This window comes from Dickeya fangzhongdai, from assembly GCF_002812485.1.
Classification (GTDB): domain Bacteria; phylum Pseudomonadota; class Gammaproteobacteria; order Enterobacterales; family Enterobacteriaceae; genus Dickeya; species Dickeya fangzhongdai.
The window spans coordinates 3,894,715-3,911,018 of record NZ_CP025003.1 but is presented as its reverse complement, the minus strand read 5'-3'; the positions used below and the strand labels follow the sequence as shown (position 1 = coordinate 3,911,018).

Sequence of the window (16,304 nt, the reverse complement as noted above, 5' to 3'; positions counted from 1 at the left end):
TTTTCTATTGTTCATCCTGAATAACGTTAAGACATGAGGTTCTACACGGGTAAAAGAAAGTATTGCCGCGGCACGATGGGGCACAATTCAGGTACGTTAAATGATGGCTTCTGTCCTGTTCAGGCAATGACCTTTCGAATGCCTTATGGCAAACGTTTTACAATAGAATCGCCATATTCACGGATTATATCCTTACCATATTCGCTGAATTCCCTGTTTTAATCGCAATGAAATAACCTCTGCTGTTATTTCATTGTAGAGTGACGCCGTCAGCTTAAATAATTACATGAGCCAGTTAGCCTTTGCCTGAACTACCGAGCCTGTTTTACTGTATCTGCTATAAGATAATCATTAAATAGCAGACAGGAAGGGTAACGCTTATATGGCAAATACAATAAACCCACAACAGGAAACAGAATCAACAACTATAAATACCGCCCGTCAACGCATCTGGGCGATAGTCGGCGCGTCATCGGGAAATTTGGTGGAATGGTTTGATTTTTATGTCTATTCGTTTTGTTCCCTTTATTTTGCGCATATCTTTTTCCCAACCGGTAATACCACAACGCAATTGTTACAGACCGCCGGCGTATTTGCTGCCGGATTTTTGATGCGCCCGATTGGCGGCTGGTTATTCGGCTATATCGCCGATAAATATGGCCGTAAAAAATCGATGCTGATTTCTGTGTGTATGATGTGCCTGGGATCTTTAGTGATCGCCTGCCTGCCCGGCTATGCGACGATTGGCGTCTGGGCGCCATTATTGTTGCTGATAGCGCGTTTGTTTCAGGGGCTGTCGGTCGGCGGGGAGTACGGCACCAGCGCAACCTACATGAGTGAGGTGGCGCTGGAAGGGCGCAAAGGATTCTATGCTTCATTCCAATACGTGACGCTAATCGGTGGTCAATTGCTGGCGTTACTGGTGGTGGTAATCCTGCAACAATTGCTTTCCGATACGGATTTGCGTACGTGGGGCTGGCGTATTCCGTTCGCATTGGGTGCGGCGTTGGCTGTGGTAGCGCTGTTTCTGCGTCGTTCGCTGAATGAAACCTCCGCCAGTGAAACCCGTGCCCGTAAGGATGCCGGATCGCTGCGCGCGCTGTGGCGTAATCGCAAGGCTTTCGTCATGGTGTTGGGTTTTACCGCCGGCGGTTCGTTGAGCTTCTATACCTACACCACCTATATGCAGAAATATCTGGTGAATACTGCCGGGATGAATGCCAAATCCGCCAGCGGGTTGATGACTCTGGCGCTGTTTGCTTTCATGCTGTTGCAGCCTTTGTTCGGTGCGCTGTCCGACAAAATTGGTCGTCGTAGTTCCATGCTGGTTTTTGGGGCGTTTTCGGCGTTGCTGACGGTGCCGATTCTGTCTACTTTGCAGGGCGTGACTAACCCGGTTATCGCGTTTGCGCTGGTAATGCTGGCTCTGGTGATCGTGAGCTTTTATACCTCGATCAGCGGCATTCTAAAGGCGGAAATGTTTCCTCCGGAAGTGCGAGCGCTGGGCGTCGGGTTGTCTTACGCCGTGGCGAACGCCCTGTTTGGCGGCTCCGCTGAGTATGTGGCGCTGTCGCTAAAATCGCTGGGTACGGAAGAGGCTTTCTTCTGGTATGTTTCGCTGATGGGAGCGCTGGCGTTTCTGGTTTCGCTCGGGCTGCATCACAAAGGGAAAGGCGAGACGCTCTAACGATGGGATGCCTGCCATAAACAGTAGCCGGCCGTTGCGCCGGCTATATCCCAGGTGAAATCTTTCCAACTCCAGCCACTGCCTTGCGGCCGGCTGTCATAGGCTTCTTTGGCTGCGCCGATACTGACGGAAAACATCAATCCGAATGCAGCGCTGCGGTCGCGGCTCTGATGCTGATGTTCCTCGAATTCACTGCCCGCGGCGCTTAGTAGCGCTGATGCCATGAAATGTTTCGCTTTGTCGGGCCCCGTCCACTGATCCTGCGCCATGTGCGCGCACCCTGAACAAACGGACAGCAGTAATAGCAGCGCTTTGCGCATCATATCCCCTCATGACCTGTATACCGCCACTGGCCGAAGAAACCTGACAAAGCTTACTACAGGCATGATAATTCCCGGCAGAGCATTAACAAACTGTGCCGGGAATACGGCAGATGGTTACAAAATTCGGCTGATCAGGCGATCGATGCGGATGCGGCGCAGACGGCGGATAAGCTTGCGCACTTTTACCGGATATTGCGCGATACTTTGCAATTGCTGATAGTGCGTGATGATCTGGGTATGAGCGCGGATGCACTCCAGCTCTTGCTGACGCTGTACCTGTAATACCTGCTCCGGGTCATGAATCAGAATGGCATTTTCCAGATCCAGCCGCCAGGCGCGAGGATTGAGGTTGTTGCCGGTCAGCAGTTGCCAGTTATCGTCCACCCACATGCCTTTGAGGTGAAAGCTGTTATCGCCGTCCTTCCACAGACGGATCATCAGTTGATTGCTGTCGATGTATTTCTGCAACCGGCTCAGGAAACGACGCAGGTTGATTTCATACAGGTACGGCAGCGCGCCGATAATCCGGAACGGCTGGTCTTCAGGAATAAAGAAGTCGTTGGCCGTCTTGTCGCCGATAATGATCTCGATCTGTTTGCCGTTGCGCAGCAGACGGATAATGTTGCGAACCAGCAGAGCCGGCAGATTGAAGTACGGGGTACACATCACCAGACGCTGCTCAGTGCAGTACATCAGGTGATGGATAGTCCGGTTCAGCGGGCTCTGTTTACCCAAACCGACCAGCGGCGTCACCGTCAATTGGTGGTTGTTGTCGCCGACGCCAGGCAGCATATACGTTGCCGAACGCAATGACTGACGGAACTGACGGATATCGTTTTTGATGTCGATGGTTTTGGGACGAGACGAGCGGTCCAGCCGCTGCACGGCGGACGAAGCCAGCAGGTCCTGCACATAACGCGCCATGACATCAGCCAGCACGGGGTTATGAATCAGCTGATAGCGGTCATAACGGTATTTTTCATGCTGATGCAGGTAGACGTCGTTCAGACTGGCGCCGCTGTAAAGCACCGTGTCATCGATAATAAACCCTTTCAGATGCAGGACGCCCAGCGCTTCACGCGTATTGACCGGGACGCCATAAATCGGGAAGGGCGCATCATCGTACCGCTGCGCCATTTCGTAGTACCAGTCAGCGTTGGTGCTGTCGGCGGCAACGCCGATGCGGCCGCGCTGGGCGCGATGCCAGTCGACCAGTACGGTGATCTCCAGTTCCGGGCATTGGCGTTTGGCCTGATAGAGCGCCGACAGAATGCCTTCGCCGCCGTCATCGTGTTCCAGATACAGGGCTACCAGATAGATGCGTTTCTTCGCCTGCAGAATCTGTTCTGTCAGCGTAGTACGGAAAAGCGCTGGGCTGTGAAGCGTCTGGACGTCATCGGCAGACTGAGGAATTTTAGGCAGTTGTGCAAGGTGTTGTTGATATTTCGTACGCTTTAATTTTGACAACATCACAGTGCGATTCTTCTCTCATCGTGGGATGACCGCGTGGTCATAAATATACGTTAAGGCATAGCCGAATCGGGCGATGATACCACTACTTGGCAAGCGTTGTGAGCAAGTTTTACTGCCTGTAGCGAGATCCCGCCCGCATCTGCACGCCTGATTATGGCTGTGCGGACGAGTCCAGCGGCAGCTCCAGCGTCACAATACCGTCTTCCAATTGCACATCAACGGCGAAGCCCAGTTTTTTCGCCAGCGTGACCATACCCTGATTCGTCGGCATGGTGATGCCGCTCAGACGCGCCAGACCGTGGGCGCGGGTATAGTGGATCAGTTTTTCCAGTAGTTTCCTGCCTAATCCCAGCCCTTTCAGATCGGATCGCACCAGTACGGCGAATTCCGCGTTGGTATTATCCGGGTCGGCGATGGCGCGTGTGACGCCGATGATCTCCGGCTCACCTTCCGTACCTGACCGCACAGCAATAAAAGCCATCTCACGATCGTAGTCAATTTGGGTCATATTGGCTAAATCTTCATGGGTAAATTCGTTGATTTCACTGAAATAACGGTAATACAGATCTTCGCGGGTTACTTTGCCGATAAAATGGGCCAACAGCGGTTCGTCTTCGGGCAGGATGGGGCGGAACAGACAGGACGCGCCATCCTTGAGCCGGACGGTTTCTTCCAGTTCCTGCGGATAAGGGCGGATAGACAGACGAGACTGCGGGTCGCCGCTGAAAGGCGCCAGATGCAGCGTAACATCCAGCAGCGTGAATTCCTCGCCGGAGGCCAGCAGCGGGTGAATATCCAGACGCGAGATCTCCGGGCAATCCAGAATCAGGTTGGAAACCTGCACCAGCAACCGGCTGAGCGCCGGAATATCCAGCGGCTTGAGTGCGTTTTGGCTGCGGATTTTGCCGCTTTTCAACGCCTGAACGATCAGATAGCGCGCCAGCGCCATATTCAGCGGCGGCAGTGCCACCGCCGCCTGCGTTTCCCGGCGCCATTCCATGCCGCCTGCACCCAGCATGATGATCGGACCAAAGATGGCATCCTGTTCGACCGCGATACGTAACTCCAGCGCGCCGGTACGATTAGCCATGCCCTGTACCAGCAAGCCGAGTACGCGTGCTTGCGGATTGGTATGTCTGACTCGTTCCAGCATTGCTTCCGCCGCCAGTTGCACCTCCTGAGCATTCTGCAGGTACAGCACGACGCCCTGAATTTCCGATTTATGGGGGATATCCGGGGATCGCAGTTTAAGCGCGACCGGGTAGCCGATTTTTTCCGCGATGTACACCGCTTCGGTACTGTCGCCGGCAATCCAGGTTGGCAACGTATTCAGGCCATACGCCTGCAGAATCGGCTGGACCTCGTGGGTATCGAGCCGGGTGGCGCCTTCCTGCAGCGCCTGACCGATCAACCGATGCGCCTGTGCGGCATTGGCGGTGAGATCCGATGGCAGCGCCGGGGTTTCTTTCAGTTGCTTCTGGTTACGACGGTATTCGACGATATGCATGAACGCGATCACCGCGCCTTCCGGGGTGCGGTAAGTCGGGATGCCCGCCTCGTTAAACAGACGGCGTGCTTCCTGGGAAGAGAATTCACCGCACCAGTTGGTCAGCAACGTGATGCGTTTGCCGCGCGAATGTTGCTGCAACAGCTGAATAAGGCTTTCAGCGCTTTCCGTACCCGGCGCGGCGGCGCTCGGGGCGTGGATAATCAGCAACGCGTCGTAATCGTCGCTGTCCAGCAGCGCCGACAGCGCCGCCAGATAGCGTTGCGGCGTGGCGTCGTCGCGCAAGTCCAGCGGGTTGCCGACGGAGACGGTATCGGGCAACACGGCACGCAACGCCTGCTGCGTCGTCTCGCTCAGCGTCGCCAGCTTGCCCTGACGGGCAATTAACTGATCCAACGCCTGGGCGGCGGGCGATGCGCCGTTGCTGACGATCAGCAAACGCTCGCCGCGCAGCGGGCGTAGGTGGCTGAGGGTTTCCACCGCCGAAAACAGTTCGTGGGTATCCTGCACCCGCAGCAGCCCGGCGCGCTGGATGGCGGCGTCGTAGGCGGCGTCCAGCCCGTGCTGGCCGTCATGCAACAGCTGTTGCGCCTGTCGGCTGCGCCCGCTTTTGATCACCAGAATCGGCTTGTTGCGGGATGCGCTGCGCGCTGCCGAGAGAAAACGCCGCGCGTCGCTGACATGCTCCAGATGCAGCAAAATAGCGCTGGTTTTACCGTCCCGCGCCAGAAAATCCAGCAGGTCGTCGACGTCAATATCCAGGCTGTCGCCGAGCGCGATAAAGTAGGAGAAACCGATGCCGCGCTGTTGCGCCCAGTCCAGTATGGTGTTGGAAACCGCCGCCGACTGGGAAATAAACGCCAGTTTGCCTTTTAGAATCGGCACCGGCGAAAAGCTGGCGTTGAGTCCCTGCCAGGGCGCCAGCAGGCCGAGGCTGTTTGGCCCCAGAAGCCGTACGGCATAGCGGGCGGCGCAGTTTTTCAATTCGGCGAATTGCGCCGGCGGCGCGGAAAGTATGATGACCGTTTTACAACCGCGCTGCCCCAGCGCTTCCAGCAGCGGCAGATTACGGTCGGCACGGGTGCAGATAACGGCGAGATCGGGCGTCATCGGTAAGCTGGCGACATCACGGTACGCCAGTACGCCGCAGACTGCCTGATATTTGGGCGTAACCGGCAGCACCGGTCCGTTGAAGCCGCCGTCAAGCAGGTTGCGCATCATCAGAAATCCGGCTCTCCCCGGTTTTTCCGACGCGCCGATTACGGCAATCGAACGGGGCCGCAGCAGAGCCTCTAATCCGCGCTGACTCATCAGTTACTCCTGTTAGAAGACACCTGATTGATCTTAAACGTCTGTTGCCGGTTTTGCTGTGACAGTGGAAGAAATTTTCTTTTTCGCGTGATGGGCTTTGCCTGCCAGATAGTGGCGGCGAAAACGGTCGAAATGCTGCGCCAGCGCTTCGGCGGCATCGTTATCGCCGGCCTGACGCAGCAGGGCGATGGCGATTTCCGCCGTGCAGTGCTGCCCGGCGCTGCTGGCCTCCCGTAGCTGGTAGCTGGACAAAGCGTCCACGCTTAACGACAGGATCGGCAACGTATCGAGGTACGGACTTTTGCGAAACATTTTTCGCGCTTCCGGCCAGGTGCCGTCCAGCATCACGAACAGCGGCGGTTTGCCGTCGGCGGGTAGTTGGTGACAGACCTGACGGCCGCTTTCATCGTCGTCCGCCAGAAAGACCAGCCAGGGCTGATACTCTTCTGTTTGCAGGGCGGCAAGCAACGCCGGGTCCGGCTCGGTACGGGACCACAGAAAGGCATCAGTCTGCGGCAGGACATCGGCAATCAGGCGGCCGGTATTACTGGGCTTCATCGGTTCGGTGTCGAACATCACCAGACAGAAGCGGCTGCGGGCGGTGCGCGGCGAGAGGGTGTCGCACAGGCAGTGGACTTCCGGCAGCAGGCAACGCTGGCAGCGGATGACACGGCAGCCGCGGGCGCGAAACGGGCGCGTGGAAAGAGCAAGGCGTTGCTGGCGCAGACGCAGGACGGCGTTACCGGTCATGATTTTCCATTAAAAAGGGACATTCTAAACGACCGGGCTGCCGACCTGAAGCCCCGCGTGTTGGCGGGGCGTCTGGTGAGGAATGATTTACAGCGATTCACTAAGCCAGCTTTCAAAGGGAGCTTTGGGCATGGCGCCGTTGAGCATATCAACCACTTTGCCGTGTTTGAACAGCATGATGGTAGGAATGCTGCGGATACGGAAGCGGGCGCTCAGGCCGGGTTCCGCTTCGGTGTTGACCTTGATGAAGCGGATTTTGCCGCCGTTTTCGTCGGCGACGCTTTCAAATACCGGGGCAAAGTTAACGCACGGTCCGCACCAGGGCGCCCAGAAATCCACGACCACCGGCAGATCGTCCTGCAACAGTTTATCCAGCGTTTCTTCAGTGGCGTTAATCACCTTGCCGCTGAACAGCGCCTGACCGCAGCGGCCGCATTTGGCGTGTTGATGATCATTGCTGCGTTCTTCTGGCAGGCGGTTGGTGGCGTTGCAGGATGCACATACCGTATTCATAAACGGGCCTCGGTAGCAAAAGGGCTGGAATCAAGTGTACTGTTGACGGAAGCGCGCCCAGCATACGCGAAGAGATCAACAGACGGTGGTGCGAAAGCAGGATAAGTATGGATAGCGGGTCGAACGCCAACAAGGCGTTTTACCCAATGGTTATAATAGTTAGTGACTTTTATGATCGGGTTGGTGGCTAAGCCGGTGGACATAGGGTAATCTTCGCGCCCAGCGCGTAGGTGGAGAACAACATGAGCGATGAATTAAGTGGAAAGAGCGGCAAAGTCCGCGTCATGTACGTCCGCAGCGAAGACGGGGACGAGAAGAACGGTAAGCAGAAACGTACGCCGGATAAGCGTCGTGGCGATGGCGACAACCGTGGCCGTAAAGGGCGAGATAGCGCGCCGCGCGGCGGGCGGGACAGAGATAATAAAGATGGCGCCGAGCGTGGCGGCAAATGGCGTAGCGAGTCGGCGGGGCGTGAGCGTGAGCGTCCACCGCGTCGCGAGCCGGTTGATCATGCGGATTCTCCGTGGAAAACGGTATCGCGCGCACCGGGAGAAGAGCCGGATCACGGCGGTATCAGCGGTAAGAGCCAGATCGATCCGGAACAGATTCGTCGCCAGCGGTCGGAAGAGACCCGCGTCTACGGAGAAAATGCCTGTCAGGCGCTGTTCCTGAGCCGTCCGGAAGCAATTGTGCGCGGTTGGTTCCTGCAGGAAGTCACGCCGCGTTTTCGTGAGGCGCTGCGCTGGATGGCGGCCAACCGTAAGGCTTACCACGTGGTGGAAGACGACGAGCTGATCCGCGCGTCCGGTACGGAGCATCACGGCGGCGTGTGTTTCCTGATCAAGAAACGTCGTGGTCTGGATGTGACGGCGTACCTGCGCGAAGCCGGGGATACCGACTGCGTGCTGGCGCTGGAAGATGTCGGCAATCCGCATAATCTGGGCGGCATCATGCGTAGCTGCGCCCATTTCGGCGTGAAAGGCGTGCTGGTGCGCGATGCATCGCAGCTGGAATCCGGCGCGGCGGTGCGCACGGCGGAAGGCGGTGCCGAGCACGTGAAAGCGATCAGCGCTGACGGTCTGGTCGATGCGCTGGCGCAGTTCCGTGCCGCCGGTTACACCATCGTCACCACCTCCAGCCACAAAGGCACGACCTTGTCGAAAGTCTCGCTGCCTGCCAAAACGGTGATTGTGCTGGGGCAGGAAGGGGATGGCTTGTCTGACAACGCCTGGCAGCAGGGCGACGTCAAAGTGTCGATTGACGGCACCGGCAACGTGGAAAGCCTGAATATCTCGGTCGCGACCGGGATCCTGCTGGCGGAATGGTGGCGCCAGAATCACGGCTAAAACCCTGTGTCGTGTGATGTCGTGCGGCAATAAAAAAGGTGGCGTAGCCACCTTTTTTGCTTTTGCGCTTTAGCTCTGTTCGGCGTGGGAAATCAGTGTGCGCCGCCAGCCGAGTGACTGCCGAATGGCGGTTTGGCGAACCACACCAGCACGATCAGCACGACGAACACCCCGGCCGACAGCCAGAAGATTTCGTTGGCGCCGATAATCAGCCCTTGCGCCGTGATCTGCTGAGCCAGATAGCTGGACACCTGCTGCTGACTCATTCCCATCGCTTCCAGTTGCTGATAGGTCTGCTGCGCCAGCGGGTTGTAGGGATTGATCACCTCGCTAAGCTGTTCGTGATGCAACGCTTCCCGACGCTCCCACAATGTGGTAGTGATCGACGTGCCGATGGAGCCCGCCAGCGTACGGGCAAAGTTCGACAGACTGGAGGCGGCCGCCATCCGTTCCGGCGGCAGGCCGGAGAGGGTGATGGTGGTCAACGGCATGAAGAAACAGGCCACGGCGAACCCTTGCACGAACTGGGGCCAGGCGGACGCGCCGAAATCCATTGCCGGCTCAAAGGTGTAGGCTCGCCAGTAGAAACAGACCGCATACATGATGAAGCTGAACGTCACCAGACGGCGCATATCGAGCTTATGCATGAACCGCCCGATGATCGGCGAGAGAATCACCGGCATCAGGCCCACGGGAGCGGAAGCCAGCCCGGCCCAGGTGGCGGTATAGCCGAACACGACCTGCAGCAACTGCGGCAACAGTACGATGGCGCCGAAATAGAGCATGAACGCCAGGCTGGTGCACAGGCAGCCGATAGTAAAATTGCGCATTTTGAACAGCGACAGATCGACCACCGGGTGATCGTCGGTCAGCTCCCAAACCACCAGCACGGTGAGCGAAATCACCGCAACCACCGCCAGCACCACGATTTCCGTCGAGTTAAACCAGTCCAGCTCTTTGCCGCGGTCCAGCATCATCTGCAGGCAGCCAATACCCGCCGCCAGCAGAATCAGCCCAATGGTGTCGATGGGGCGAATTTCGGTTTTGGTTTCGCGCCCGCGCAATGTCTGCAGGGTGATCAGCACCACCACGATGCCTAACGGCACGTTGATGAAGAAGATCCACCCCCAATGGTAGTTGTCGCTGATCCAGCCGCCGAGGATCGGGCCGAAGATCGGGGCAACCACCACCGTCATTGACCACAAAGCCAGCGCAATGCCTCGTTTGGCAGGCGGGTAGTTATTCAGCAGCAGGCTTTGGGACAGCGGAATGATCGGCCCGGCAACCAGACCCTGCAGCATACGGGAAACGATCAGCATTTCCAGACTGGTGGACATGCCGCACAGCCAGGAGGTCAGGGTAAACAGCACGGTGGCCCAGATAAACAGGCGCACCTCGCCGAATCGTTTGGCTAGCCAGCCGGTGATGGGGATGGAGATGGCGTTTGCCACCCCAAAAGACGTGATGACCCAGGTGCCCTGTGAGTTGGATGCGCCGAGATTCCCGGCGATGGTCGGAATAGCTACGTTGGCAATTGTCGAGTCCAGCACCTGCATGAACGTCGCCAGCGACAGGGCGATCGTCATCAGAGCCAGCGTCATGCCCTCAAGTGGTTTTCTTGTCACGCTGCTCTCCTCTGGGGTCAGCCAGCGTTGGCGCCGATGATCTGGTCGATCATCTGATCAACCGGCGTCAGATCCAGATCCAGTGCATCACTCTGATAGGCCGGTGTCGCGCGGGACGCATCGGACAGCACCTTGCCGTCGGTATTGGCGGTATCCACTTTAACCAGCATCGACAGGCCGATACGCAGCGGGTAATCGGCCAGCTGTTTCGGATCCAATTCGATACGCACCGGCAGGCGCTGTACTACCTTGATCCAGTTGCCGGTGGCGTTCTGGGCCGGCAACAGCGAGAAGGCGCTGCCGGTTCCCATGTCCAGACCCACCACTTTGCCTTTGTACACCACGCTGTCGCCATACAGGTCGCTGACGATGGCCGCCGGCTGACCGATGCGCATATTGGCTAACTGGGTTTCCTTAAAGTTGGCGTCGACCCACAGCGGAGCGGCCGGCACCACCGCCATCAGAGCGGAAGACGGGGTGACGCGCGCGCCCAGTTGCACGCTGCGGCGGGAGACATAACCATCCACCGGGCTGACGATATGGGTACGTTTGAGCGCCAGCCAGGCGTTGCGCAGGTCAGTGGCGGCCTGGGCAATGGCGGGCTGCTGCTCTAATGGGGTATTCAGCACCAGCGCCTGAGTGGCGGCATACTGCTGTTTGGCCGCTTCCAGCGACGCTCTGGCGCTGGCGACCTGATCGCGCGCATGTTGCAGGTCTTCCCGGCCGATAGCATTGGCCCGCCCCAGCGCTTCACGGCGGTTCAGGTCGCTGATAGCCTTGTCCAGCGCAATCTGCTGCAGGTCGATGTTGGCTTTGTACTGGCGGACGTTGATCATCTGCTGATGAACCTGACGCACGCTGTTGGCCAGCGTGGTTTTCGACCGTTCAAAGGCCTGCTCGGCGTCGGTTGGGTCGAGCTCTACCAGTACGTCGCCTTTTTTAACGAAGTCGGTATTGTCGACGTTGACGCGGGCGACGCTGCCGTTGACCTGCGACATAATTTGAATCTGGTTGCCTGCGACGTAGGCATCATCGGTTTCCTGATGGTGCCGCAACACCAGATACCAGTAGGCAAACCACACACAGCCAATAAAGAAAAACAGAATCATCAGCAGCGTGAGAATTCCCTTACGCGATTTTCTGGACTTCGATGGCATAGTTGGTGGAGTCTGCTTTTCCACGTTGGCACTCATGGTTCTCTCCCAGTTAAATTTCTTTTTTTTCGGCCTTTCATGGCCTTTGATTGCCTTTCATGGCGATATCGCGCGGTGACGGTTTTTTTAAAAAAAACACGACTCCCCCTGCAAACCATTAAGGTTTGCAGGCAACGATGGCGATGGTCTCTGTCAGGAATGGCGACGGGCGTTAAATGCCGTCCTGATCCATTTCATCAAGACGCTGTAACAGCTTGCGCATCAGCACTTCCAACTGATCTCTTTCACTGTCTTCAAGGGCGGAGCAGAGAATATTCAGGCTTCGGTGCTGAGGCGGCAGCAGTTCGTCCAGAAAGGCTTTACCTTTCTCGGTCATGTACAGGTACAGACAGCGGCGGTCGCTGTCGCTTTCGCGTCGTTCGATCCAGCCGCGTTTTTCCAGCTCATCCGCGATGCGGGTGGCGTTGGTGCGCGAGGAACCGAGCGCCGCGCTTAATTCGGAAGGCTGAATGCAGTAGTTTTCCTGCGATTCGAGCGTAAGCAGCGCCATGAACAGGGTTTCATTGATATCCTGTTCTTTCAGCATACGGTTGCGGTGTTCCAGTATTTTGGTTTGCATATGCAGGAATAAACGCAGCAGCAGGACTTCACGATAAGGGAAATCCGGGCGGCGTGAAGCCCGCATACGCAGCATGTCTTCAATTGGGGCGAATGAACTTTCCATAGATGTCAACCTTATTAATCACGACCCGTATAGTAACGAATGTTACTAATTAGGTAAATGCGAGAAACTTGTCGATTAGTGCTTATTTTGTCACTGGTCGAAACATGTGCAGGTGGTACGGTCTGTCGCCGTTTATTGTTTTTGGCTGTGCGAGTGACGTTAGCCGGTTACGTTCAGGCCATCGTCTGAAACCATTTAAATACTATGCCGTAGCACAGCGCGCCCAACAGCGTCGACAGTACGATGCTGCGGGTTTTGTAAAAACAAAGCGTCAGCAGGGCGAACCCTGCCAGCGTTGGCAACAGTCTTTCTGTGTGCTGCATGATATCCGGCAGGGCGGACACCACCAGCAGAGCGCAAATGGAAGCAATGCCGATACTGTCGAGCAGCAGGGCGGTTTTGCCCCGACGCAGGTTACCGGACGCCCGGTCGGCGCCCAGCCGCAGCGGCAGGTATCGGAACAGAAAGTTAACTGTTCCCACCAGTAAACCAATCAATAATACTGAAGTATTCATCGCGTTTCTTCCTTTACTGATGTCGGTTGATACAGCGATGCCAGACAACCGCCGCCGATGCCGATCAGGATGGCGGCGGGAATGGACGATACCAGCAGCCCCAGACAGGCGCCGCCCAGCGCGGCGGCTACCACCAGGCTCTGACGGCGTTTGAAGGACGCGAGCAGAAAACTCAGAAACAGCGCCGGCAGCATAAACGCCAGTGCGGCCTCGACCGCGGGGTAACCTTCCAGCGGGCCATTACCGAATACCGCGCCGAGCACGGTGCCGGCGACCCACGACAGCCAGGCGCTCAGCGCCACTCCCAGCATCCAGGACTCGCTCCAGCGTCGGTTATCCCGCGACAGCCGCGCCGTCGCGGCGGCGAAGACCTCATCGGTCAGTCCGAATGCCCACCAGACGGTTTTGCCGGTCGGCAGTCGCTGCATAATACGGCGGCGCAGCGAGGGGCCGTACAGCACATGGCGGACGTCCATCGCCATTACGGTCAACGCCGCCACCCAGATAGACGCGCCCGCGCTCAGTAGCGCGGTAATGACGAACTGGCTGGCGCCGGCGTAAATGATGCAGGAAAGAAAAATGGCTTCCAGCGGCGTGAAACCCAGCTTGACGGCGTTCAGGCCAAAGGCGAACGCCACCGGCACGTAACCGATGACGATCGGCAGGCTGTCAAACAGACCGCTGGCAAACGAGGCGTCGGCCGTCGTGCGGGCATCAGTCTGGCTGGAAGAAACGGAGTTCACGGTGTCTGGGCTCATCCACGGATTGAAAAAATATACTGGTCGAAAAAACAACATCATAGGCGCAAACCGCCGTCAGCGATAGCGCTTTACCGTCAATTGGGCAGCGGCGGGGCGTCATCCGTGCGTCTCCGGCTGCGAAGATTCGTAATGATGATTTTGCCACCACACCAGCAGCGCCAGCAGACTTAGCGCGCCTCCGGCTCCCGATACCCCCAGCCAGCCGAAATGCTGATAAGCGTAGGCGGAAATCAGCGAGCCGAGGGCGCCGCCGATAAAGTAGCTGGTCATGTAACCGGCGGTAAGACGGTTGCGCGCGTCCGGCAACATACGGTAAATCGCGCTCTGGTTGGTGACATGCAGCCCCTGAACCGCCATATCCAGCGCCACAATGCCGATCAGCAACGGCGCTATGGCGCTGACGCCGGCGGCGATCGGCAGCCATGACAGCGCCAGCAGCAACAGCCCCACGGTGGTGGAGAGTTTGGCTTTGCCCTGATCCACCAGACGGCCGGCCCGGCTGGCGGACAACGCGCCGGCGGCCCCCGCCAGACCGAATAACCCGATCACGGCCTCGCTGTAATGGTAAGGAGGAGCGGAGAGCAGGAACGCCATCGATGTCCACATGATGCTGAAATTGGAGAAAGAGAGCGCGCCCAGTATCGCGCGGGTGCGCAACGGGCGGGAGCTGCCGAATAACTGGAAGATGGAGATCAGTAACTGTGGATAGTTAAGGTTGGTTGACGGGTGATAACGCGGCAGCGCGCGCCACATCAGCAACGCCATTCCCGTCATCAGCAGGCTGGCGACCCAGTACACCGTGCGCCAGTCTCCCAGCGACGCCAGCGCGCCGGCCAGCGTTCGGGCCAGCAGGATCCCCAGCAGCAGGCCGCTCATGATCGTGCCGACGACCTTGCCGCGGCTTTCCGGCGAGGCCAGCGTGGCGGCCAGCGGCACCAGAATCTGCGCCACGACCGAGAACAGGCCGGTAATGGCGGTGCCGGCCACCATCAACCACAGTGAAGGGGCGGAGGCGGTAATCAGCATGCCGCCTGCCGCCAGCAGGGTCATCCCGACGATCAAACCGCGGCGCTCGAAGCGGTCGCCCAACGGCACCAGAAACATCAGGCCGCAGGCATAACCCAACTGGGCGGCAGTGACGATAAAACCGGCCTGATTGACCGACAGGCTGAATGCCTGGGCGATAGCGTCCAGCAACGGCTGGGCGTAATAGTTACTGGCTACCGCCAACCCGGTGGCGGCGGACATCAACAGCGTCAGTGCCGGGCTCAGGCCGGCGGTGGTGGTGGTAGATGCAGACATGCGAGAAATGTTAACTTAATGTTAAATCGGATTTATTAATTTAGTATTGAACAGTCACGCCGGAGAATCCAGCAATTTATCTTATAAATTTCCCTGAAAATAATCAGGAGTTTTATCAGCCAGACCGGAAGAAGCCTATTATTCTCCGCTTCCGGCAAAGGGTAAGCGTTTACTTTCGGGGCGATAAAAACTGATAAGGCGGAAACCGATAAAAAGGGAAAACGGCGAAGGAAAAGCGGAGTCGATCCGAAACGGCGGGTAAGACATAGAGGATACCCTGGCGGGCATCCTCTGGATTATGGTGGCGTAGCGACTTACTTTGCCGCCGCGCGGGCGGAATTAATCCAGCCGTCAAACTGCGCCTGATGCGCTTTGATCCAGCCGTTGACGTGGCGCTCGATAGCTTCCTGAGACGCTTCGCCCTGATGCATGCGCAGGTTCTGGGCGTTGATGTCCGCCAGCGGCAGTTTCATGGTGGCGAACAGGGCGGCCGCGGCCGGGTTTTTCTCCGCCCACGCCTTGTTGGCGACGATGCGCATAGTGTTGACCGGGAAACCGTAGTTGGCGCCGTTAGGCAGTTTGGTGTCGGTGCCTTTCTGCTTGCCGGGCAGCGAGGAGAACGGCACCTGCAGCCACACCACGTCACGCCCCGGCACCAGTACGTCGCTCACCCAGTACGGCGTCCAGGTGAAGTACAGGATCGGTTTGCCCTGCTTGTAGCGGGTAATGGTATCGGCGATCAGCGCCGCGTAGTTGCCCTGATTGTGGTTGACGGCGTCGCTCAGCCCGTAAGCCTGAATCTGGTGATTGATGACGCTGTCGCAGCCCCAGCCGGGGTTACAGCCGGTCAGGTCCGCCTTGCCGTCACCGTTGGTATCAAACAGTTTCGCCAGTTTCGGATCCTTTAGCTGATCCAGACGGGTGATGTGGTACTGATCGGCGGTTTTCTTGTCGATCAAATACCCTTGCGCCGCGCCCGAAACGTAGACGCCCTGACGGTAGAATTTGGTATCGCCGCCGGCAGCCTGATACATGTCGTCGTGCAGCGGTTGCCAGTTGACGGCGGTAAAGGTGGCGTCACCGGCGGCAATTGAGGTGTAACCGACGTTGTAGTCCACTTCGCTGGGCTTATCGACGGTATACCCCAGTTTTTCCAGCGCTTTGCTGACCAGCAGGGTCTGGAACGTTTCTTCGGAAATGGTGCTTTGCACCGGTTTGACGGTGATGCCTTTGCCGGGAAGGTCGTCGGCGGCAAACAGGCTGGTACTGAGTACGGTAGTCAGGGCAAGCGTTGCCATGCTGATGTTACGCAT

General features: G+C 57.7%; 14 protein-coding genes. 2 read left to right on the top strand and 12 right to left on the bottom strand.

What is annotated here, in order from left to right; all coding sequences use genetic code 11:
• The first annotated feature begins 382 nt into the window (after positions 1 to 382).
• Positions 383 to 1,687 (top strand): MFS transporter, encoded by a 1,305-nt coding sequence (locus tag CVE23_RS17545; RefSeq protein ID WP_038920042.1) that lies wholly within the window; start codon positions 383 to 385, stop codon positions 1,685 to 1,687.
• Here the strand turns inward: CVE23_RS17545 and CVE23_RS17540 are convergent.
• From CVE23_RS17540 to trxC, 5 genes are all read right to left on the bottom strand, one after another.
• The gene (locus tag CVE23_RS17540) at positions 1,684 to 2,007 is read right to left on the bottom strand and encodes a YfiM family lipoprotein (protein WP_038669319.1); all 324 of its coding nucleotides are present in this window, start codon (positions 2,005 to 2,007) and stop codon (positions 1,684 to 1,686) included. The genes CVE23_RS17545 and CVE23_RS17540 overlap by 4 nt on opposite strands.
• Before the next feature lie 117 nt (positions 2,008 to 2,124).
• Complete coding sequence (pssA, locus tag CVE23_RS17535) at positions 2,125 to 3,480, bottom strand: CDP-diacylglycerol--serine O-phosphatidyltransferase (RefSeq protein ID WP_100850040.1); 1,356 nt, start codon at positions 3,478 to 3,480, stop codon at positions 2,125 to 2,127.
• Between the two features lie 154 nt (positions 3,481 to 3,634).
• Positions 3,635 to 6,301: a bifunctional acetate--CoA ligase family protein/GNAT family N-acetyltransferase gene (locus CVE23_RS17530; protein ID WP_100850039.1), complete on the bottom strand. Its 2,667-nt coding sequence runs from the start codon at positions 6,299 to 6,301 to the stop codon at positions 3,635 to 3,637.
• A gap of 33 nt (positions 6,302 to 6,334) precedes the next feature.
• Positions 6,335 to 7,051 (bottom strand): tRNA-uridine aminocarboxypropyltransferase, encoded by a 717-nt coding sequence (locus tag CVE23_RS17525; protein WP_038920039.1) that lies wholly within the window; start codon positions 7,049 to 7,051, stop codon positions 6,335 to 6,337.
• Between the two features lie 87 nt (positions 7,052 to 7,138).
• Complete coding sequence (gene trxC, locus CVE23_RS17520) at positions 7,139 to 7,564, bottom strand: thioredoxin TrxC (RefSeq protein WP_038666248.1); 426 nt, start codon at positions 7,562 to 7,564, stop codon at positions 7,139 to 7,141.
• A 242-nt stretch (positions 7,565 to 7,806) separates the two neighbouring features.
• Here trxC and CVE23_RS17515 point away from each other — a divergent pair, with 242 nt between their 5' ends.
• Positions 7,807 to 8,910 (top strand): tRNA/rRNA methyltransferase, encoded by a 1,104-nt coding sequence (locus CVE23_RS17515; protein ID WP_100850038.1) that lies wholly within the window; start codon positions 7,807 to 7,809, stop codon positions 8,908 to 8,910.
• A 92-nt stretch (positions 8,911 to 9,002) separates the two neighbouring features.
• Here the strand turns inward: CVE23_RS17515 and emrB are convergent, their stop codons facing one another.
• The 7 genes from emrB to proX all read right to left on the bottom strand — a co-directional run bounded on the left by emrB (position 9,003) and on the right by proX (position 16,304).
• The gene (gene emrB, locus CVE23_RS17510; protein WP_038920037.1) at positions 9,003 to 10,535 is read right to left on the bottom strand and encodes a multidrug efflux MFS transporter permease subunit EmrB; all 1,533 of its coding nucleotides are present in this window, start codon (positions 10,533 to 10,535) and stop codon (positions 9,003 to 9,005) included.
• A 17-nt stretch (positions 10,536 to 10,552) separates the two neighbouring features.
• Complete coding sequence (gene emrA / locus CVE23_RS17505; protein WP_038920036.1) at positions 10,553 to 11,728, bottom strand: multidrug efflux MFS transporter periplasmic adaptor subunit EmrA; 1,176 nt, start codon at positions 11,726 to 11,728, stop codon at positions 10,553 to 10,555.
• A 172-nt stretch (positions 11,729 to 11,900) separates the two neighbouring features.
• On the bottom strand, positions 11,901 to 12,413 hold the full coding sequence (gene mprA, locus CVE23_RS17500; RefSeq protein WP_013319204.1) for a transcriptional repressor MprA: 513 nt from the start codon (positions 12,411 to 12,413) through the stop codon (positions 11,901 to 11,903).
• Between the two features lie 173 nt (positions 12,414 to 12,586).
• On the bottom strand, positions 12,587 to 12,928 hold the full coding sequence (gene ygaH / locus CVE23_RS17495; RefSeq protein WP_038920035.1) for an L-valine transporter subunit YgaH: 342 nt from the start codon (positions 12,926 to 12,928) through the stop codon (positions 12,587 to 12,589).
• Positions 12,925 to 13,686: an AzlC family ABC transporter permease gene (locus tag CVE23_RS17490; protein ID WP_225622606.1), complete on the bottom strand. Its 762-nt coding sequence runs from the start codon at positions 13,684 to 13,686 to the stop codon at positions 12,925 to 12,927. Before CVE23_RS17490 ends, ygaH begins: the two co-directional genes overlap by 4 nt.
• A 99-nt stretch (positions 13,687 to 13,785) precedes the next feature.
• A complete protein-coding gene (locus CVE23_RS17485; RefSeq protein WP_038920033.1) occupies positions 13,786 to 14,991 on the bottom strand; it encodes an MFS transporter in 1,206 nt (401 codons plus the stop codon).
• Positions 14,992 to 15,305: 314 nt separating this feature from the next.
• Complete coding sequence (gene proX, locus CVE23_RS17480) at positions 15,306 to 16,304, bottom strand: glycine betaine/L-proline ABC transporter substrate-binding protein ProX (RefSeq protein ID WP_100850037.1); 999 nt, start codon at positions 16,302 to 16,304, stop codon at positions 15,306 to 15,308.